The sequence below is a fragment of the Actinopolymorpha sp. B17G11 genome (assembly GCF_040196095.1).
Taxonomy (GTDB): Bacteria; Actinomycetota; Actinomycetes; order Propionibacteriales; family Actinopolymorphaceae; genus Thermasporomyces.
This window is the reverse complement of the sequence record NZ_JBEFTW010000023.1, coordinates 1-18,421: the sequence shown is the minus strand read 5'-3', so window position 1 is coordinate 18,421 and position 18,421 is coordinate 1. Positions and strand designations below refer to the sequence as shown.

21 protein-coding genes are annotated in these 18,421 nt (G+C 67.0%); 7 read left to right on the top strand and 14 right to left on the bottom strand.

The genetic code is table 11. From position 1 onward, the window contains the following. Positions 1–22: 22 nt before the first annotated feature. The 4 genes from ABN028_RS22040 to ABN028_RS22025 all read right to left on the bottom strand — a co-directional run bounded on the left by ABN028_RS22040 (position 23) and on the right by ABN028_RS22025 (position 4,475). Positions 23–889, bottom strand: a complete 867-nt coding sequence (locus ABN028_RS22040; RefSeq protein ID WP_349697937.1) for an alpha/beta fold hydrolase — start codon at positions 887–889, stop codon at positions 23–25. Beyond that, positions 886–1,326 (bottom strand): helix-turn-helix domain-containing protein, encoded by a 441-nt coding sequence (locus ABN028_RS22035; protein ID WP_349328602.1) that lies wholly within the window; start codon positions 1,324–1,326, stop codon positions 886–888. The genes ABN028_RS22040 and ABN028_RS22035 overlap by 4 nt, the downstream gene beginning before the upstream one ends. A gap of 364 nt (positions 1,327–1,690) precedes the next feature. Beyond that, entirely contained in the window at positions 1,691–3,823 is a 2,133-nt protein-coding gene (locus ABN028_RS22030; protein WP_349697936.1) for a S9 family peptidase, read from the bottom strand. Positions 3,824–3,833: 10 nt separating this feature from the next. Further along, a complete protein-coding gene (locus ABN028_RS22025) occupies positions 3,834–4,475 on the bottom strand; it encodes a TetR/AcrR family transcriptional regulator (protein WP_349328604.1) in 642 nt (213 codons plus the stop codon). 73 nt (positions 4,476–4,548) lie between these two features. On the opposite strand from ABN028_RS22025, the gene ABN028_RS22020 reads away from it, so the two are divergent. The 3 genes from ABN028_RS22020 (at position 4,549) to ABN028_RS22010 (ending at position 8,142) form a co-directional block, all read left to right on the top strand. Then, positions 4,549–6,135: an MFS transporter gene (locus ABN028_RS22020; RefSeq protein WP_349697935.1), complete on the top strand. Its 1,587-nt coding sequence runs from the start codon at positions 4,549–4,551 to the stop codon at positions 6,133–6,135. A gap of 166 nt (positions 6,136–6,301) precedes the next feature. Continuing rightward, a complete protein-coding gene (locus ABN028_RS22015) occupies positions 6,302–7,660 on the top strand; it encodes a GNAT family N-acetyltransferase (RefSeq protein ID WP_349697934.1) in 1,359 nt (452 codons plus the stop codon). A gap of 35 nt (positions 7,661–7,695) precedes the next feature. After that, on the top strand, positions 7,696–8,142 hold the full coding sequence (locus ABN028_RS22010; protein ID WP_349697933.1) for an NUDIX hydrolase: 447 nt from the start codon (positions 7,696–7,698) through the stop codon (positions 8,140–8,142). A gap of 57 nt (positions 8,143–8,199) precedes the next feature. On the opposite strand, the gene ABN028_RS22005 is transcribed toward ABN028_RS22010, so the two are convergent. The 5 genes from ABN028_RS22005 to ABN028_RS21985 all read right to left on the bottom strand — a co-directional run bounded on the left by ABN028_RS22005 (position 8,200) and on the right by ABN028_RS21985 (position 11,948). Continuing rightward, positions 8,200–8,799 carry a dihydrofolate reductase family protein gene (locus ABN028_RS22005; protein ID WP_349697932.1) on the bottom strand — a complete coding sequence of 200 codons (600 nt, stop codon included), beginning with the start codon at positions 8,797–8,799 and terminating at the stop codon, positions 8,200–8,202. Then, positions 8,796–9,659 carry a metalloregulator ArsR/SmtB family transcription factor gene (locus ABN028_RS22000; RefSeq protein ID WP_349328608.1) on the bottom strand — a complete coding sequence of 288 codons (864 nt, stop codon included), beginning with the start codon at positions 9,657–9,659 and terminating at the stop codon, positions 8,796–8,798. Before ABN028_RS22000 ends, ABN028_RS22005 begins: the two co-directional genes overlap by 4 nt. A 270-nt stretch (positions 9,660–9,929) precedes the next feature. Continuing rightward, entirely contained in the window at positions 9,930–10,430 is a 501-nt protein-coding gene (locus tag ABN028_RS21995) for an NUDIX domain-containing protein (protein ID WP_349697931.1), read from the bottom strand. A gap of 137 nt (positions 10,431–10,567) precedes the next feature. Next, a complete protein-coding gene (locus ABN028_RS21990; RefSeq protein WP_349328609.1) occupies positions 10,568–11,032 on the bottom strand; it encodes an NUDIX hydrolase in 465 nt (154 codons plus the stop codon). 175 nt (positions 11,033–11,207) lie between these two features. Next, positions 11,208–11,948 (bottom strand): class I SAM-dependent methyltransferase, encoded by a 741-nt coding sequence (locus tag ABN028_RS21985; RefSeq protein ID WP_349697930.1) that lies wholly within the window; start codon positions 11,946–11,948, stop codon positions 11,208–11,210. A gap of 109 nt (positions 11,949–12,057) precedes the next feature. On the opposite strand from ABN028_RS21985, the gene ABN028_RS21980 reads away from it, so the two are divergent. Then, positions 12,058–12,510, top strand: coding sequence for a GNAT family N-acetyltransferase (locus ABN028_RS21980; protein ID WP_349328610.1), 453 nt, complete (start codon positions 12,058–12,060; stop codon positions 12,508–12,510). Positions 12,511–12,617: 107 nt separating this feature from the next. Then, positions 12,618–13,241, top strand: coding sequence for a histidine phosphatase family protein (locus tag ABN028_RS21975; protein WP_349697929.1), 624 nt, complete (start codon positions 12,618–12,620; stop codon positions 13,239–13,241). A 165-nt stretch (positions 13,242–13,406) separates the two neighbouring features. On the opposite strand, the gene ABN028_RS21970 is transcribed toward ABN028_RS21975, so the two are convergent. Beyond that, a complete protein-coding gene (locus ABN028_RS21970; protein ID WP_349697928.1) occupies positions 13,407–13,955 on the bottom strand; it encodes a DinB family protein in 549 nt (182 codons plus the stop codon). Between the two features lie 182 nt (positions 13,956–14,137). On the opposite strand from ABN028_RS21970, the gene ABN028_RS21965 reads away from it, so the two are divergent. Together ABN028_RS21965 and ABN028_RS21960 are read left to right on the top strand one after the other, a co-directional pair. Beyond that, a complete protein-coding gene (locus tag ABN028_RS21965; protein WP_349328613.1) occupies positions 14,138–14,617 on the top strand; it encodes a MarR family winged helix-turn-helix transcriptional regulator in 480 nt (159 codons plus the stop codon). After that, positions 14,614–15,246 (top strand): hypothetical protein, encoded by a 633-nt coding sequence (locus tag ABN028_RS21960; RefSeq protein ID WP_349697927.1) that lies wholly within the window; start codon positions 14,614–14,616, stop codon positions 15,244–15,246. The genes ABN028_RS21965 and ABN028_RS21960 overlap by 4 nt, the downstream gene beginning before the upstream one ends. Positions 15,247–15,261: 15 nt before the next feature. Here ABN028_RS21960 and ABN028_RS21955 read toward each other — a convergent pair whose 3' ends face one another. The 4 genes from ABN028_RS21955 to ligD form a co-directional block, all read right to left on the bottom strand. Further along, entirely contained in the window at positions 15,262–15,732 is a 471-nt protein-coding gene (locus ABN028_RS21955; RefSeq protein WP_349697926.1) for an HIT family protein, read from the bottom strand. Positions 15,733–15,811: 79 nt separating this feature from the next. Further along, entirely contained in the window at positions 15,812–16,321 is a 510-nt protein-coding gene (locus ABN028_RS21950) for a MarR family transcriptional regulator (protein WP_349328616.1), read from the bottom strand. Positions 16,322–16,493: 172 nt separating this feature from the next. Further along, positions 16,494–17,078 carry a hypothetical protein gene (locus ABN028_RS21945; RefSeq protein WP_349328617.1) on the bottom strand — a complete coding sequence of 195 codons (585 nt, stop codon included), beginning with the start codon at positions 17,076–17,078 and terminating at the stop codon, positions 16,494–16,496. 156 nt (positions 17,079–17,234) lie between these two features. Then, positions 17,235–18,245, bottom strand: coding sequence for a non-homologous end-joining DNA ligase (gene ligD / locus ABN028_RS21940; RefSeq protein WP_349328618.1), 1,011 nt, complete (start codon positions 18,243–18,245; stop codon positions 17,235–17,237). Between the last annotated feature and the right edge of the window lie 176 nt (positions 18,246–18,421).

Below are 18,421 nucleotides of genomic sequence, written 5' to 3'. Positions count from 1 at the left end.
GCGCGTGCCGCGGTTGGCGCGGTTACCCCTGCCCGGTGCTCGTCAGGAACTCGAGTTCCGCGGCCGGGTGCGGGGGAACGAAATGACCGATGCCGGGGAGCAGGCGCACGGTTGCGTGTGGTGCGGCCGCTTCGAGCCGCCGCTTGGTCTCGGCGGAGTCCATCATGACGTCCAACTCCCCGACAAGCACGTGCAGAGGCATGGTCAGCCTGCGCAACGCCCGGTCGTCGAAGACGGGAAGCTCGTCCGTGCGGAATCGGTAGTGCTTCGACACGGCCAGAACCTGCTCGACGATCGATGTTGCCACCGCTGGCTCCAACGTCGACAGCCCTGGGCCGAGCACCCCCGTCACCGACCTGCGCCGCCCCCACCGACCGAGCGGGCTCAGCAACATCGCCTTGAGCAGGAAGCCCTTCTTCTGCCTGCCGACGCCGGCCGGGCACGACAGCGACAGGCGTTCCACCCGGCCGGGCCGCCGCGTGGCGTAGTCCAACGCCAGCCAGCCGCCGAGGGAGTACCCCATGACCGACACCCGATCGAGCCCGAGGAAGTCCAGGACGGCATCCAGCCACACGGCGTATCTGTCCGAACTCAGAGGCGGCCGAGACGGCGGGCTGAAGCCCGGCTCGCCGATCATGTCGATGGCGTACACGCGGAAGGACGCGGCGAGGTCGGAGATCCAGCCGATCCACTGCGCCGAGTTGCTTCCGGAGCCGTGGAACAGCACCAGTGGAGGAGCGGTCGCGGGACCGGACGCGATGACGAACGTCTCGCCCTCAGGAGTCGGCACGCGTAGCTGTTCGTGGTCGACCGGCCAGGCCTCCAGCGCCTTGCGATACTGCTCGTGCAGCAGGCGGCGCCCGGCCTCGGATCGGTAGATGTCGCTCACGCGTCCGCCTCCTCGATGACGGCGCTGATCAGGCCGAAGATGTACGCACTGGTGGTGAGGCTGCCCAGCACGACGATCTTCAGGTGGGCCCGCCGTTCGTCGTAGATGGTCTCCAGGCGCAACTGCTCGTCGCCCTCGCGGCGATGGGCGGTCGCACCGGTCAGCAAGGTGCTCACCCGGCTCGCTGTCTCAGGGCTGATCGCATCGATGTCCACGATGCTCGACACTCCTACATGGCGATGGCGGGAGACTGACTCCCGCACGGCAGGCTCGACGGGTTGGCCGGTGAATGCCTCGAGGTCCGCGCGCGCGATCCGGTACTGCTTGCCGATCCGGACAGCCTTCAGCCGCCCGTCCCTGACGTAGTTGCGCACCGTCCGCACGTGCAGGCCGAGCCGCTCCGCAACCTCGTCTGCCGTGAACAACTCTTGCTGCATGCGGCTTACCGTAACATACCTCAGACTTCCCTATCGAGCCTCTTCGAGAGGTAGTTTACGGAGTTCCTCGCTCGGCTCAAGCGGTTCTGGAGAGGTCGTCGATGCGGGGAGGCGGCTACCAGGCGCTCAGCGGGCCCGCCGGAGGAAGGACCTTGGCCGCGTCAGCGATATGTCATCGGCGTGCTAGCGGTGCCGTGCATCCTGTCGTACGCCTCATCGGCGGCTGGGCCCAGTACCAGCCTGGCCGGCCCACGTCGGAGGGAGGGGCCGGACGTGTAGCACAAGGCACGCTGCTCTCTCGGGGGAGCAGCGTGCCTTGGGCTCCACCTCCCGTGACCCTCCGGGCAGGCGGCCACGTGGACTCTCAGCTGGCGTCGCTACCGGTGTCGCCCGCGTGGACCCCGGCCTCGGTGTTCACGCCGTTCACGGCGTCGAGAACGAACGCATGCACGCCAGCCTCGTCCTTCCAGGCGTCGTAGCGCCCGGACGGACCGCCATGCCCGGCGCCGAGCTCCGTCTTCAACACCACCGGTCCACCGCCGGTCATCCGGTCCCGCAGCCGCGCCACCCACTTCGCGGGCTCCCAGTAGCTCACCCTCGGGTCGTTGAGACCGGCCGTGGCGTAGATAGCGGGGTAGTCGCGTTCGGCGACGTTGTCGAAGGGGGCGTACGACTTCATGACGGCGTACACCTCGGGGTCCTCGACCGGGTTACCCCACTCGTCCCACTCCCGCACCGTGAGCGGCAGGGAGGGGTCGAGGATGGTCGTCAGCGCGTCGACGAACGGCACCTCGGCGACCGCCGCCGCACACAGGTCGGGGCGCAGGTTGAGGACCGCACCGATCAGCAGGCCGCCAGCCGATCCGCCACGGATCGCGAGCCCGTCCCGACTCGTCCACCCGGTCTCGACCAGATAGTCGGCGCAGGCGACGAAGTCGGTGAAGGTGTTGGGCTTTTCCAGCCGCTTGCCGTGTTCGTACCACGCGCGTCCCAGCTCACCACCACCACGCACGTGTGCGATCGCGAACGCCAGGCCGCGATCGAGCAGCGACAGCCGCAGGGTCGAGAACCACGGGTCCATCGAATGTTCGTATGACCCGTACCCGTAGAGCAGCAGCGGCCCACCGGTGGGCCGGTCGTCGCGCCATACCAGCGAGATCGGGATCTTGGTGCCGTCGGCTGCCGTCGCCCACTCTCGCGCGGACCTGTACCTGCCGAGGTCGACGTTCAGGACAGGTTGCTGTTTGCGCAGCTCCCGGCTGTCGGTGTCGAGGTCGATGTCGATGACCGAGCTCGGCGTGGTGAGCGACGCGTAGTCGATGCGGAGCGTGCTCGTGTCGAACTCCCGGTTGACGCCGACGTCCACGGTGTAGATCGGCTCGTCGAAGCCGAGCCGGCGCCGGCTTCCCGCCGCGAGGGGTGCGCCCTCGCGCGGGTCACCCGCGAACGCGTCGGCGGCGATGATGTCGAGCTCGGTACGGCCGTCCTCTCGCAGGGACACCACGACGTGACGCGCGAACGCGTCGACCGACACGATGCGTACGCCCTGCTGGTGGGGGATGACGTCCACCCAGTGGTCGGGTCCGGGATCGTCAACCGGGGCCTGCGCGAGCCGGAAGTCCGGCCCCGCGTCGTTGGTGACGATCAGGAACCGGTCGCCGTGGTGGTCGACGGAGTACTCGACGCCAGGTCGGCGAGGCGCCACCGTCCGCCAGTCACCCTCCGGGTCGTCAGCGCGCAGGATCCGTACCTCGCTGGACTCGGTCGCGTGCAGACCCATGACGAGCCACTCGCGCGAACGGGTACGCCCGATGCCGAGATAGAACGCCTCGTCGGACTCGGTGTGGACGCACACGTCCTCGCTCGGGTCGGTGCCCAGCCGGTGTCGCCACAGCTTCCACGGCCGGTGTGCGGCGTCGAGCGTGGTGTAGAAGAGGTGCTGCTCGTCGGCCGACCACGCCGCCCCGTAGCCGGTCGGCGTGATGACATCGGGCAGAAGCTCGCCGGTCTGCAGGTCCTTCACCCGCAGCTCGAACTCCTCGCTGCCGTTGGTGTCGGCGGAGTACGCAAGGAGCCGGCCGGCGGCGGAGACGGCGAACGCGCCAAGGGCGAAGTACTCCGTGCCTTCGGCGGCCTGGTTGCAGTCGAGGAGCACCTGCTCCTTGTCGCCGCCAGGCTTTCCCGCGCGCAGGGGCTGTCGGGCGAAGATCGGATACTGCAGGCCCTCCACGGTGCGGGTGTAGTACTCCCACGCGCCGTCACGGGCAGGCACATCCTCGTCGGTCTCCTGGATGCGGGAGCGGAACTCCTCGAACAGTTCGCCGCGAAGCCCCTCGAGGTGGGACAGCGTCTGCTCGGTGTAGGCGTTCTCGGCCTCGAGGTGGGCCAGGGTCGCGGGGTTGTCCCGCTCGCGCAACCAGGCGTACTCGTCGGTCCGCTCGTCGCCGTGGTGACGGTGGACCACCGGGCGCTGGGCGGGTCGGGGTGGTGTCGGCATGGCGACGACCCTACCCGTGGGAGCGCTGCCCCTGCGGGGATTGTGCGGCCATCAGGGCGCGCCACGCCTGGCCCAGCTCCTGGGCGGAGGGCGTGCGTTCGGGATCGATCAGCCACTGCACCATCAACCCGTCGATCAGCGCCATGTGGAACGATCCGACCGCCCGGGTCGCGAGGTCCACCCCGGCCGCCTGTCCGGCGCCCGGCTGCCCGGCAACCTCCTCGTCGGACAGGTCGAGCTCAGCGGCGGTGGAGACGTACTCCGACCGGGACCTCTCGTAGTAGTCGGCAAGTTGTTGGCGAAGGGCCGGGATGTGCTGGGCCTGCGCAACCGCCTCGAGATGGGCGACCATCAGCGGCCGCAGCCGGTCGAACGAATCAACCACCCAGGTCCAGATCGTCTCCCACTGTTCAACCAGGCTCCCGCCTCGCTGCGCGGTGGTGCGGGCGAAGCCGACGAACTCCTCGTCCCACTCGCCGAACGCCTCGATCAGGGCGGCCAGGAGCAGCGCCTCCTTGGAGCCGAAGTGGTAGCCGATCGAGGCGAGGTTCGTCCCGGACGCGGCAACGATGTCCCTCGCAGTCGTCCGCGCATAACCACGCCGCTGAAGGCACTGCTTCGCTCCGGCCAGAAGCTGCTCCCGATGACCCATGACAGCGATCCTAGCCTGCCGTCTATACGTACGTCCTATACAAACGTATAAGACGAGCGTACAGTCGAACGTCATGGACGATGGGCAGTTGGGGACGGCCGCCGGGCGCGGGCGGAGCAGCCAGGCGGGTCATACGGCCCCGGACGAAACGGACAGCGCGCACGGGGCTCCGCGAGCCGGGCGGGGGGAGTGGGTCGGGCTGGCCGTCCTCGTACTGCCCTGTCTGCTGGTGTCGATGGACATGTCGGTGCTGTCGTTCGCGCTGCCGTTCCTGAGCGCGGATCTCGAACCAGACAGCTCCCAGCTGTTGTGGATCATGGACGTCTACGGGTTCCTGCTGGCCGGACTGCTGATCACGATGGGCACTCTCGGCGACCGGATCGGGCGTCGGCGGTTGCTCCTGATCGGCGCGGCGGCGTTCGGGCTCTCGTCGATCCTCGCGGCGTACTCCACCAGCGCCACCATGCTCATCCTGAGCCGCGCCGTCATGGGCGTGGCGGGTGCGACGCTGGCACCATCCACGCTCTCGCTGATCCGGAACATGTTCCACGATCCCGCGCAGCGGCGTGGGGCCATCGCCATCTGGACCGCGGGCTTCTCCGGTGGCGCGCTCGTGGGGCCACTGGTCGGCGGGCTGCTGCTGGAGGCGTTCTGGTGGGGCTCGGTCTTCCTGATCAACGTGCCGTTCATGGTGCTCCTGCTTGCTCTCGGTCGGTTCCTGCTACCGGAGTTCCGCCCTGCGCGGGCAGGTCGCTTCGACCTCGCGAGCGCCGCGCTGTCCACGATGGCCGTCCTGATGGTGATCTACGGCGTGAAGGAGTACGCCGAGAGCGGCCTCGGACCGGCAGCGGCACTGTCGATCGTCTCCGGCCTCGCGATGGGCGCAGCCTTCGTCATGCGGCAGCGACGGCTGGTCGAGCCGCTGATCGACCTGGGCCTGTTCGCCCATCGGGCGTTCGGGACGGCGATCGCGGTGAGCACCGTGACCATGTTCGCGATGGTGGGGTTCCTGTTCTTCACGTCGCAGTACCTCCAGCTGGTCCTCGGGATGCGGCCGTTCGCCGCCGCGCTGTGGAACCTGCCGGTGGTCGCGGTCATGCCGGTAGGCGCGCTGGCAGCCGCGTCGCTGGTACGCCGGACGGGCGCCGGCACGGTTGTCACTGCCGGACTGGCGATGGTCGCAGTCGGATTCGCCGTCGTGACGCAGGTCCGGCCAGGCTCGGGTCTCGCGGTGCTGCTGGTCGGCCTCGGCGTGATGGTGATCGGCATCAGTGCCGTCATGGCACTGGCGTCCGATCTCGTCGTCGGTGCCGCTCCGCCAGATCGGGCCGGTGCCGCGTCCGCGATCTCCGAGACCGGCGCCGAGCTCGGCGGTGCCCTCGGGATCGCCCTGCTCGGAAGTGTCGGCACCGCCGTCTACCGGGCGGAGCTGGGCGAGTCGGCACATTCAGCCGGCCTGCCATCTGGGGTGATCGACATGGCGCGGGAGACGCTGCCCGCGGCCGTCAAGGTGGCCGACCAGCTGGCCGCACCCCTGGCGGAGGCGCTGCGCGATTCTGCGTTCGCGGCGTTCACCCAGGGAATGCAGGTGGCGGCGATTGTCTCGGCCCTCCTCATGGCGGGCATGGCCGTTTTCGCCGGCGCACTGCTCCGGCGCTGACGCCGGCCACCCCCCGACCAAGCACGCTTTCCCAAGCGGACAAGACTCCGCGATCCTCGCGCGAAACCACGGTGAAGCGGGAGCGCTCAGCCGGTACGGTCGCCACCATGGCCCGCCTGAGCCGTGGTCGGTGATTTGCCCCAAGGTTGCGTCACTTCCACTGACGATGCGAAAGGATCACATGAGCACAGACATGCGACGCGATCTGGGTGAAGGCCTGGTCCTTCGTTGGACCACAGCGGCCGACACCGAGGCTGTCGCCGCACTCGTCGGGGCGGTCTTTCGGGGTCGCGAGGACGAGGAACCGAACCACGGGCTGATGGACACAGTGCGCCGCTACATGCGGGTCGACTATCCGTTCATGGGCCCCGACGACTTCGTCGTGGTGGAGGACACGAGCAAGGACGGGAGTCCGATTGTCGCCTGCACCTGCTACCTGCGCGAAGAGTGGTTGTTCGACGGCATACCGATTGCTGTCGGCCGGCCGGAAATCGTGGCGACAGAGCCGGGCTATCGAAACAGGGGCCTGATCCGAGCCATATTCTCCGCGGTCCACGAACGCGCCGCGAAAGACGGGACCCTGATCCAGGGCATCACCGGAATTCGGTACTTCTATCGGCAGTTCGACTACGAGTATGCGATCGACCTTGGCGGCGGCGTCACCCTTCCGGCCCCGCTCCTTCCAGAGCTTCGAGACGGGGGAGAGGAGCCCTATCGCCTCCGTCAGGCCACTCGCGCTGACATTCCCTTCATCGCTGCCTGTTATCGACATCAGCAAAGGGACAGCCTGGTGACCTGCGGCCTTCCTGAAGAATTCTGGCGCTACCACATCGACGCCGAGCATGCGGGAGATGCACTCGAGGCTCATTCCCGGATCCGCGTCATCGAGGCCGCTGGCGGGACACCCTGCGGTTTCCTGCTTTCGCCGTACGGCCGGCACGGGGACAGCTTCGGGCCCAGGCTGCTTGGCTTTCAGGCCGGGACCAATCTCCATGCCGTGGCGCCTTCGCTGCTGCGCGGACTGAAGGACATGGGGGAGAAGGTGCCGTCGACGCGCGATAAGCCCGTGGCGAGAATAGTGCTGGATCTCGGCCCCACCCATCCCTTCTATCAGGTACTTTCGGCAGACTGGGCGCCGCGCAACGATGGCCCGTACGCATGGTATATCCGAGTGCCTGACCTGCCTGCTTTCGTGCGGACGATCGCGCCGGTCCTCGAACGACGCCTCGCCGCATCATCGCTCGTCGGATACAGCGGGGACCTGGCGTTCGACTTCTACCGGGGCGGCCTGCGGCTCACGTTCACGGCCGGCACATTGCAGGACGTCGAGAGCGCCGAGTTCGGGCCGTATGACACGTCCTCGAACGGCGGATTTCCTCCGCTGGCCTTCCTGCGACTTCTGTTCGGCCACAGGTCATTGGACGAGCTGCGATCCGCCTATCCCGATGTCTGGGCCGCATCCGAGATCAGGCCGCTGATCGATGTGCTGTTTCCCAAAGCCAGCTCCCGCCTCTTCGCCCTGTGACGTGCCGCGTGGACGCCCAGCAGCATATGCCGACTGTGAACAAGGTATCCGCGTTCATCACTCATGGAGACCAGTTGCTGGTGTTCCGCAAGCCTCACCATCCAGGAACCGGAACCCAGGTCCCCGCTGGCACGATCGAGCCTGGCGAGACGCCGGAACACGCGGTTCTCCGCGAGGCGTGGGAAGAGTCCGGCCTGACGGGCTTCCACCTGTGCGGCCTGCTGGATCATCAAGTCGTCGACATGCGGCCCTACGGCTGCGACGAACTACACGACCGCTGGTACTTTCACCTCCTCTCGCCTTCCACGGTGCAGCGGGCCTGGCGTCATGGCGAGTCATGTCCGTCATCGGGGGCGGAGGAGTTCATTGCGTTCGACTTCTTCTGGATCGACGTCGATCGCGCCGCACACGAACTCAGGGCAGAGAACCACACAGCTCTTCAGGTCCTGAGTCATCGGCTCGAGGGGATCAGGCGCCCCTGACGATCTCCTGCGCCGGGTCGTCGGGCGAGATGGTCTGCGGCGCGCAGTTCGGCCGGCTCAGCGAACTCGGTCGTAGACGAGAGCCAATGTGCCGTGCTCGCCCGCGTTCTGGCTGACGAGCGCCCACTGCCCCGCAGGCAGACCGTCGTCGAAGAGGCGCGGTCCGCTGCCGAGGAAGACGGGAAAGATCGTGATCGCCAGCCGGTCGACCTTGTCATCGGCCAGCAGAGCCTTGATGACGCTCGCGCTGGAGAGCACGAGAATGTCGCCGCCTTCGGTCGCCTTGAGGTCCGCGATCACCTCGGTGGTCGGCTTGTCGACGATCGTCGTCCGCTCCCACCGCGCGTCGCCAAGGGTGGAGGAGAGGACCACCTTGTCAGTGTCGACGAGCCACTTCGCGAAGGCCTCGTCACGCGGGTCGGCGCCCTTCATGCCGATGACGGTGGGCCAGAAGCCGAGGAACCCCTCGGCGTTGACGCGCCCGAGCAGAGCCGTCGTCGCCGGCTCCCAGAGGCTGGTCAGGTGGTCGCGGGCGATGTCGGTGATGGCGTACGGCATCACCCAGCCCATGTCCTGCGGGTCCGATCCGGCGTAGTGGCCGTCGAGGGAGAGGGCCATGTTGGTGACGACTCTGCGGCCGCTGGTCTGCTCTGTCACTGCGTGCTCCTGGATTCCGTGTGGTGCTCGGTGTCGGTGCCGTGTGAGTCCGCTGCGAGGATCGCCGCGAGCTTGTCGAGACTCTGCCCGAAGCCGATCTCGATGCCTGCGATGAAGTCCGCTGAGTCGACTGTGCTGTCGGTGATCCGGTGCTGGACCTCGAGGTCCGTACCGGTGTCGGTGGGTCGGAGGCCGAAGTCGACGTAGGCGGTGAAGGCGATGCCGCCGTCGGGCAGCGCAGGGGAGAGGTGGTAGGAGAGGTGCTCACCGTGGCGTACGGCGTCGACGAGTCCTTCCCCGCGTCCGGCCACCAGGTCGGAACCGTCGGCATCTTCTGCATCGCGGTACTCCAGGACGATCCGCCCACCCGGGCGCGCCTCGAAGACGAGTTCGGAGACGCGGAGGTCGTCGGGCGTCCACCATCGGGCGAGCAGCGAGGGCTCGGTCAGGTGGCGCCAGACCTCCTCGGGGCGCTCGGTCAGAGACCGGACGAACCTGAACGAGCGGCCGTCGGCCCACCCCGACTCCTCCGCGGCGAGCCGCTCTGCGTGGAGGCTGAGCCCGTAGCGGTCGTAGGTCTCGCGCGCGCCACCTCCCTGGTCCGCGGTGTCGGCGAGCCGGCTGAGTGCAGCAGCCAGGTCACGCAGGGGAGCGGGCTGGAGCGCGTAGATGCGGCGCTGGCCGGTGCGCTGGGAGGTGACGATCCCGGCGCGCTCGAGGGTCTGCAGGTGCTTGGTCGTCTGCGGCTGACGCGCCTCGGCGAGCTGGGCGAGGACGCCGACCGACCGGGGCCGCTCGGCCAACAGGCCCACGAGCCGCCAGCGGGCCGGGTCGGCCAGTGCGGTGAGGAGTGCGTCCATGCGGACAACTATTCACCACAGCGAATATTCGCGTCAAGGAATATCTAGTGATTCTCGGGCTGGCGGTCCGCGAGCCAGATCTGTCGTGGCGCGTGGCCGGAGCGGCGGAGCCAGTGCTCGGTGCAGACGATCTTCGTGGCTGCGATGATCGTCAGAGGGTCAGCAGGCGAATCGCCGAGTGGGCGACCACGTTCGACGTGGTCTGATTGCCATCGAAACGCTGTCGCCGGCACCTCCTGGCCCTTGCGCCGACATCTGCGGTCGCGTCCCTCAGGAGGAGGCAGGCGGGTATCCGTTCTCCAGATAGGCGACGATGCCGGTGTTCCTGGCCTGAATGCCAGCGCCGATCCTGCGTGCATGGAGCGCAGGATGCATTTCGCGGACCTGCTCCACGGTCCAGAAGTCGAACGCGCCGAGCTCACTTTCCTGAAGTCGGATCGACGAGATCTCTTGTGGAGTAAGAACTCCGCCATCGAACACGGTCATCAGCCCTTCGATGGGGATGGTCTCGGTGCGGGGTTCCCAATCCACGACCAACAGCCTGCCAAGCGACCGAGCCAGGCCGAGTTCCTCTTTCACCTCGCGGACGGCGGCCGCATGTGGAGGCTCATTGACCTCGACCACACCGCCGGGGTAGGCCCACCCGTCGCGGTAGGTCGGCTTGACCACGAGGACGCGGCCGGCCGAGTCGAAGAACAACGCACCCGACGCTTCGCGCTTGCGTGGCAGGCTCAGGCTCCAATGGCCGTCAGGCGGCTCGATCGTTGACATCCGGCGGAACATACCAGGATCGGTCCGCGAGGTCGCCCGGTCTGATGTGAGTTGACTTGCAGGAGCGGGAGTTCATGAGACGGGAATAGCACGGGTGCGGCCACAGAACGGCGGCAGCGCAGCGCCTTGACTGCGAGTCAGATGAGCCGCGCCGGGCCGACATGCTCCACAGCGGTCACTATCCGTTCTAGAAGGCTGGGCCTCATCGTGGGCAGGTCGGTGAGGAGGAACCAGCGGACCTCGAGCGACTCGTCGTCTGCCACGTACGGGGTGCCGGCGACGTATCGGCACCGGAAGGTGTGGTCCAGGTACTGAGCGTGGTCGCCGTTGACGTGAACAGTCGGATCGCTGACGTTGACCCAGACAAGTTCCTCGACAACGCAGCGAATCCCGGTCTCTTCGAGCACCTCTCGCACCGCTGCCTTCGCTGGGTGCTCGCCAGGATCGACTATGCCGGTCACAGGAGCCCAAGAACCGTTGTCGGAACGCCGAACCAACAGGACTGCGCCGTCGTTGAGGACGACAGACGTCACGCCAGGCAGCCACAGAAGGTCATGACCGATCCGCTCACGCAGGCGAAGGATGAACTCGGGAACTGGCACGCCTTCACGGTAATCGCTCAACTCACCGGACTCGGACACCTGCGGGTTGTGAGTCTCCATAGCTGATCGAGCCTGGGAACGACCCTCGGGAACGTAGTGCCGATAATGAACATTATGTCAAGTACTTGGCCCCGCCACGCCCTCAGGCGCATCAGTAGCCCGTAGCGACGCGCGGCTACTGACCGGAATGGGTCCGGAGCTTGAAGATCAGGATGCCGAGGTACTTGTTCATCCACGCCTGCTTGTGCGGGTAACGGCGTCGGGCGTCCTCGGATAGTTGAGGCTCTATCGCGGTCTCGATCCACAGCCCTGCGGCGCTGAAAACGTTGATCAGGTCAGAGATGGTGTAGGGACGCTTGGTGAGGGTGATCTGGTCGTTCCAGCCGCTGAGGTAGGAGAACCGCGCGGTGGAGAAATACTCCTCGCCCAAGGAGGTCTCATTCTGTTCGGCCCGTTCGACGGCGTATCGGATCGGTTGCGTCTTGGTCAGCAGGATGAATCCATCGTCGGCCAGCATCGCGCGCGCTGCCTGCAGGGTGCGAACTGGATCGTTCGCGTAGCCGAAAGACTGCAGGAACAAGATCCGGTCGAAGGTGCGACCGGCAAGCCCTGGCATCGAATCCAGCTCATTGAGATCGCCCCGGATGAGCTCCAAGCCAGGCGGCGGCGCACTGAGGAAGTTGCCACTGACATCGACACCTACGGCGTCGGTCGCGCCGTCTCCAACCAGCTCAGCCAGCTTGCCTCCGTTGCCGCAACCGACATCGAGCACCGACCGTCCGGTGACATCGCCCAGAAGGTCTCGCTGCGCAGGCCACTCGACAAGCCGATCCAGCGAGTCCTCCCTGCTTCGGGCCCGCTCGTAGTCTGGAGCGAGTTCTGGCCACGGCTGGCTCGGATCGCCAGGACTGTCCATGTGAGAGCTCGTCGCCTTCTGTGAGTCGTCTGACACCGCCACGAGACACAACCTAGCCGTCGCAAGTCGCCGTCCTCCTCCGGTCGACCAGCTGGCAGACTCTCACCTCGTGAGGATCAGTCAGGCGAATGCGGACGACGTCGCAGATTTGGCCCGGCTGTTGTGGCTGGACACCCATGATGAGGAACCAGCACAGCGGTCCGTTGACGCATTCGCAGTGGAGCTCGCGAAGTGGTGGGCCGCCCACCAGGACTCGCACCTGGCGTTCGTCGCCCGACTCCTCCGACCGGAGATCGTCGGCATGGCCTGGGTCGCGCTCGTCCCCCGCGTCCCGAGACCTGGAGCGACGAGTCGGCTATCCGCAGACATCCAGAGCGTCTTCGTCAAGCCCAACCAGCGAGGCCACGGGATCGGCTCGGCGCTCGTGGAGGCCGCTTCGGAGCATGCGACACACCTCGGGGCCCTCCGCGTGACGGTCCACTCTGGTCGCAAGGCAGTGCCGGTGTACGAACGGCTGGGCTTCGGGTCGTCCCGACAGATCCTCCAGCGACCACCGGCCTGACAAGTCGCACCTCGCGCAGGCACCTTCGTTTGAACTGTCATGGGTCACGTCCCAACACTCGGCACAGACACACGTGCAGGGTCCACAACGAGGATTTCGAGGTCACAGTGAAGAACATCTATGTGGTCACGCATCCGGAGGCAACCCACCACGTAGACGGACTCGTCGGCGGGTGGTTCGACTCCGATCTGACCGAGCGAGGCATGCGTCAGGCTGAGTCGATCGCCGAAGCGCTGTCTGAGCGCCTCGGCGACGCTGACGTCGAGACGATCACATCCGACCTGCGCCGCGCGCAGCGGACCGCAGAGGTCATCGTCAAGCGGGTCGGCGGCGCTCTGAAGTTGGACCCAGACCTGCGGGAGAAGTCGTACGGTGAGGCGGGTGGCCGACCCAAGGCTTGGCTCGAAGAACGCCGCATCCCGATTCCGGAGTTCGGCGAGCGGCTACGGCACGACGAAGGTGTGGACGGTGCTGAGACACGGATGGACCTCGCCGTCAGGGCTTATGCGGCGATGGATCGGATTCAAGAATCCACGATGGAGAACCAGGTAGTCGTGACACATGGAGGTACTGCCACTCTCCTCCTGGCAGCGTGGATTGGCATGCCCTTGGAGGCATCGGGCCGTGTCCAATTCCGTGTCACTTCAGGCGGCATCACCTACTTGCGCAAGGACGACCGAAACTACAGCCACCAGATCGCCCAGTTGAACGAGACCCGCCACCTGAACTAAGTCCGGCGGGAGCGCCAAGCGGTGGACGACACCGCCCGACCAACCGGGCCTCCGGAACGTACTCCCAGGCGTCGGCCCCTTCTCCAGCTGCGGGCCCGCCGACGCACCGACAACCGCTGTCGGGCCGGTCACGTCAGGGGCGCGGATCAAGGGAACTGTTGCTTGTTACTGCCCCAGCCTCCCGTCGATCCGCTCCCGCAGCAGGTCGGCGTGCCCGTTGTGTCGTGCGTACTCCTCCACCATGTGCACCAGGACCCACCGCAGCGTCCTCGGCCCGCCGTGAGCGGTCCCGGCCACATCGAGGTCGGGCGCCTGGGCGATGAACCGGTACGCGAACTCGATCTCGGTCCGCCACGCGTTCCATGCCTCGGTGACGGCCTCGGCCGTGGCCACTGCGCCGTCGAACTCCCCGTCACGATCGGTATCGGAGTAGAAGTACGGCGGAGCGTCCTGACCTGCCATCACCGTCCGGAACCAGATGCGCTCAACCTCGGCCATGTGGCGTACCAACCCGAGCAACGACAGCGTCGACGGCTCCACCGATCGACGGGCAAGGTCCTCGACTCCCAAGCCGCTGCATTTGAGTTCCAGGGTGTCGCGCTGCCAGCGCAGGAAGCCGACAAGGGTCGCGCGTTCCTCGCTCGTGGTCGGCGGGTGGACGCGTGGGTCGGTGTCGCGATCGATGAACATGGTTGCTCTGGGGCTGCTCCTCATGCCCGCAATCATGGGCCGTCCGCGCATGATCCACCACAGCTGTCCGGCGCGACCTCCGCTTCCGGGCGGTGCGACCAGCTGCGGGTGGCTTCTCCCTCATGCGTCCGCGGGAATCTCGCCGTGCAACCGCTCGCGCAGGCTACGATACGTGAAGCACCGACATAGTGAAGGGACTTCACGATATGTCTGTTGAGAGTTCTCGCCGCCAGAAGCAGCAGGCAGCACTCGGGCAGCTGCTCCAGCTCGCGATGCTCATCAACGAGGACATGGAGCACGGTCTCGGCCGTGTCGGGCTCACCCCTTCGCGGGCGACCCTCGTCTGGGAGCTGCTCCACCGCGGGCCCAGCACACAGCGGGTGCTCGCGGGTGCAATCGGCGTGAGCCCGCGAAATGTCACCGGCCTCGTCGATGCCCTGGTGGACACCGGCTTCGTCGTTCGAGAGCCGCACCCTACCGACCGTCGGGCCGCGCTCGTGTCGTTCACCGAACACGGCGCGCGCATCGCCGAGCAACTGAAGCGCGACGGCGAGCAGCTTGCGGACGACCTCTTCGCCGACATGCCCGACCGGCAGTTCAGCGCCCTGGTGAGGGGTTTCGACGTGCTGATGGCGCGGCTGTGTGAGCTGATCGCCGAAGCGAAGGAGAAGGAGGCACAGCGGTGAACGTCATAGGCCCGCCGGTGGCACTAGCCCGGCACGCCATCCGGTTCGAGCTCGGGGTCTGGCGCAGTCTGTACTTCCTGGTGCGACGGCGAGACCCCGGCGCCGGTCCCGGTGTCGAGAGGTTCGGCTATGTGAAGGCGGTCGAGCTCCTCTTCTGGGTCTTCATCATCGTCTCGGCGATCGAGATCCCGATCGCCCACATGCTGGTGCCGTGGGAGCCGGTGAAGATCGCCCTGCTGGCCGTCGGTTTCTGGGGATTGATGTGGATGGTGGGGATGCTCGCCGCGTACAAGGTCCACACGCACCTGGTCGAGCCGGTGGGCCTACGCCTCCGCAATGGCTTCACTCTCGACATCACCATCCCCTGGGAGGCCATCAGCTCGGTGTCTGTTCGAGAGCGGAGCCGCGAACGCTCGCGGGCGGTACAACTCGACGAGACCGACACCGGAACGACCCTGAACGTCGTGGTCGCCAGCCGGACAAACATCGACCTGATCCTGCAGCGTCCCTTCACGGTGACGCTCCCCCGTGGCGTCCAGACCGTGACGACGGTGCGGTTCTTCGCCGATGAGCCCCGCACGCTCGTCAAGCGGATGCGTACGAACCTCGCCGAACAGGTGCAACGCTGAGCGGTGACGGGCGCGTCACTCCCCCGGATGTCTGAGATGCGTACGCAGCTTGTCGGCGTACGGCCGGCGACGTTCGGCGGAGACGAAGGCCGGGTACGGGTTCGACCCGTAGAGGTCATCGCCTCGATAGCGGGGAAACACGTGCACGTGATAGTGCCACGTGTCCTGGTAACCGGCGGGCTCATTGTGTTGCCGGGTGGAGATTCCCTCGCACCCGTAGGTGTCCCGGATCGCGCGGGCGATCGTCCGGACACCGTCGTGGACAGCGTGACCGTACTCCGCCGGAAGGTCGTAGATGTTCTCGTGGTGGGCGTTCGGCACGACCAGCACATGACCGTGGTTGTTCGGCCACCATCGGGCGCAGATGAATGCCGTCGCCCGTTCCGACTGCCACACGATGTCCTGCTGGCCGCTGACGTCGGTGGTCCCACCGGCGACCAACGCGCAGATCGGACAGACGTAGCCGGGCGGTGCGTGGCTGATCATGTGCGAATCCTCCGTTCGATCAGAGCCCGAGCCAGGTCCTCCGCGAGCCTCGCACTGACGGTGGGACCTGACCCCGCGATCATGCCGGCTGGGAGCCGTCCGGCGGTGCGTTGGCGAGGTCGGCGGTCGCGACCTGCCCCGCCTCGTTCGTACGCCGCAGAAAGTCGGCGATGAGGGCGAGCTCGGACTCGTCGTAGCCGGCGCAGATCGTGCCCATCGACGCATCCATCCCCGCGTAGAGGCGGAAGAGTTCGGCGTTGCGGTCCCGCAGAGCACGAACGACGACAGCGCGCCGGTCGGACTGGTCACGTTCGCGGACCACCCAGCCGCCGCGTTCGAGCCGATCGAGGATGCCGGTGATCGTGGCGGGGTGCAGCCCGGCCCGACGTGCGAGTGTGGTTGGGCCGAGCGGCCCTTCCCGGTTGATGAGGTCGAGGCAGTGGAGATCAACGTCCTTGAGCGCGAGGTTGGCGGTCACCTGGTGGTTGAGCAGGGACAACTGGATGGCCAGCCCGCGCAGCGACTCCTTGATCGTGATGGTCAACCGACGACGGCGCCGGGCGGCCTCCCTTGCTGGTTCCGCACTCATCTGAACGGTCTCTCGTACCCCATGGTGAGGAAACCCTATCCGCCGGGCGCTTCGCCACCGAGGAACCGTCCCGCACGGCTTTCCGCTGCCCAACCGCGGCGACCGCCGAGCCGGGGCCCTGGCTCGGAGATCGCCTCACATCCGAGCCGGGCCCCGAGGTCGGGCGAGCCGATCAGTTTCCGGTGTCTGGGTTCAGGCCGCGCAACCGTGGCCGGAACTTCTCCCAGGTGGCCCTGCGGTCCGATACATCCGCGACCCGAAGCGCCGTTGCGGTGTCGCCGCTCACGACCGCCGCCACGTGCACGTCATCGCCCTCGTCGACCGAGCCGATGCCCTCGCGGTGGGCGTTGACCAGCGTCTCGTCATCGACGACGTAGGACCTCGAGTAGCCATCCTCACTCTTCACCGTGATCGAGGTGTCGCTCACCGCCTGCACCTCGCCATGTTGGACGGCCACGGTCTGGTAGCCGCCGTCCTTCTTGGCCGTGACGAACTCACCATGCAGAGCCCATCCCATGAGCCCCGGAGCCCGGTGGCCCCGCATTACCGGCCGGTCCTTCGCGTCCGGACGTGGCTGGTCGCTCGTGGCAGCGGTCGCGTCGTTGCCGGACTCCGCCACGTTGTCGGCAAGGGCGATCCCGCCCACCGCCAGCGCCGTGATCGTGGCGGTCGACACCGCCACCGCGAGCACCGTGGACCGGTCCGACCACCGCCGGTTGGCCCATCGCCTTTTGACCCACTGCCCGTTAGGGCGCATCGCGGTCTCCCTCCAGTCGTGGATGTACGAAAGCAGTCTCCACCCTCGCTCTCCTGGCTGGGACCGCCCTGAACGCCACCTGGAGATTAGCTGGGAACTCCTCCCGCCTCGGCTCCCCCTGCCAGCTCCTGCCAGCTCCTGCCGGCTCCCGACGGCTCACTGTTCGCGGACGACCTCCGAGGCGTCCTTGTCCGTACGTAGTCCGACGAAGCGTGGATGGCGGAGCTTTCCGTCGCTGGTCCACTCGGTGAAGCCGATCTGGGCGACCAACTCGGGGCCCACCCAGTGGGCGGAGCGCTCGCGCACCGGATCGGCGAACGGCGACGACGACTGGGCGATCTTGTCCATCCGGGCCCGCAGATCCCGCAGCATCAGTGCGTTGTAACCCGTACCCACCTTGCCCGCGTAGCGCAGCCGGTTCCCTTCGTAGTAGCCGACGAGCAACGCGCCGAACCCCTGCCTCGACCCCTCCGGATCGGTGAACCCGCCGATGACGAACTCCTGGTCGCGTACGCACTTGAACTTCAGCCAGTCCCGAGACCGGCGACCGGTCTGGTACGGCGCGTCGGCGCGCTTGGCGATCAGGCCCTCCCACCCTCGCGCGCACGCGTCGGCGTGGAACCTCTCCCCCTCGGTGTTGCGGTGGGTGGAAAACCGGACGCGGTCGCCGAACTCGAACGTCGTGCGCAGCACCCGCTTGCGGGCCCGCAGCGGCAGTCGGGTGAGGTCGGCCTCACCGACGACGAGCAGGTCGAAGAGGTAGAGGTAGACGGTGACGCCGGTCGCGGGTATGCGCCGGGGATCGGCGAGATTGATCCGCGCCTGCAGCTTGGCGAAGCTCGTCTGTCTGCCGTCGAAGGCCACGATCTCGCCGTCGGCCACGAAGTCCTGGGCCTGTTGTGGCGCGAATGCCTGGACGATCTCGGGATAGGTGTTCGTCATGTCCTTGTGGTTGCGGGACCACAGGGTCGTCTGGCCGCGGTTCCTGACGGCGATCACGCGTACGCCGTCCAGCTTGCGTTCGTAGATCCACCGCTCGTCGGAGAACGGCTTCTTGGTCAGGGTGGCGAGCATGGGAGCCTGCCAGCCGGGGCGTGGCGCCCGACGCAGGAGCTTGCGTTCGTCGTCACCCAGCACATCCAGCGGGTCGGGCATTTCCTTCGCCACAGTTCCTCCACTCGGGCGGAAGGGGCTTCCTCGTCACACATCCCCGCTTAGCCTCGATCCGTGGACCCGGTGGCTGATGGTGTTGGTTCCGCGGCGGGTCGTGCAAAGGGAGTGCCTTCTGGGCTAGGAGAATCGGGAGTGCTGACGTCCTGAGCTCTGCCGAGCCGAGAAGGCAC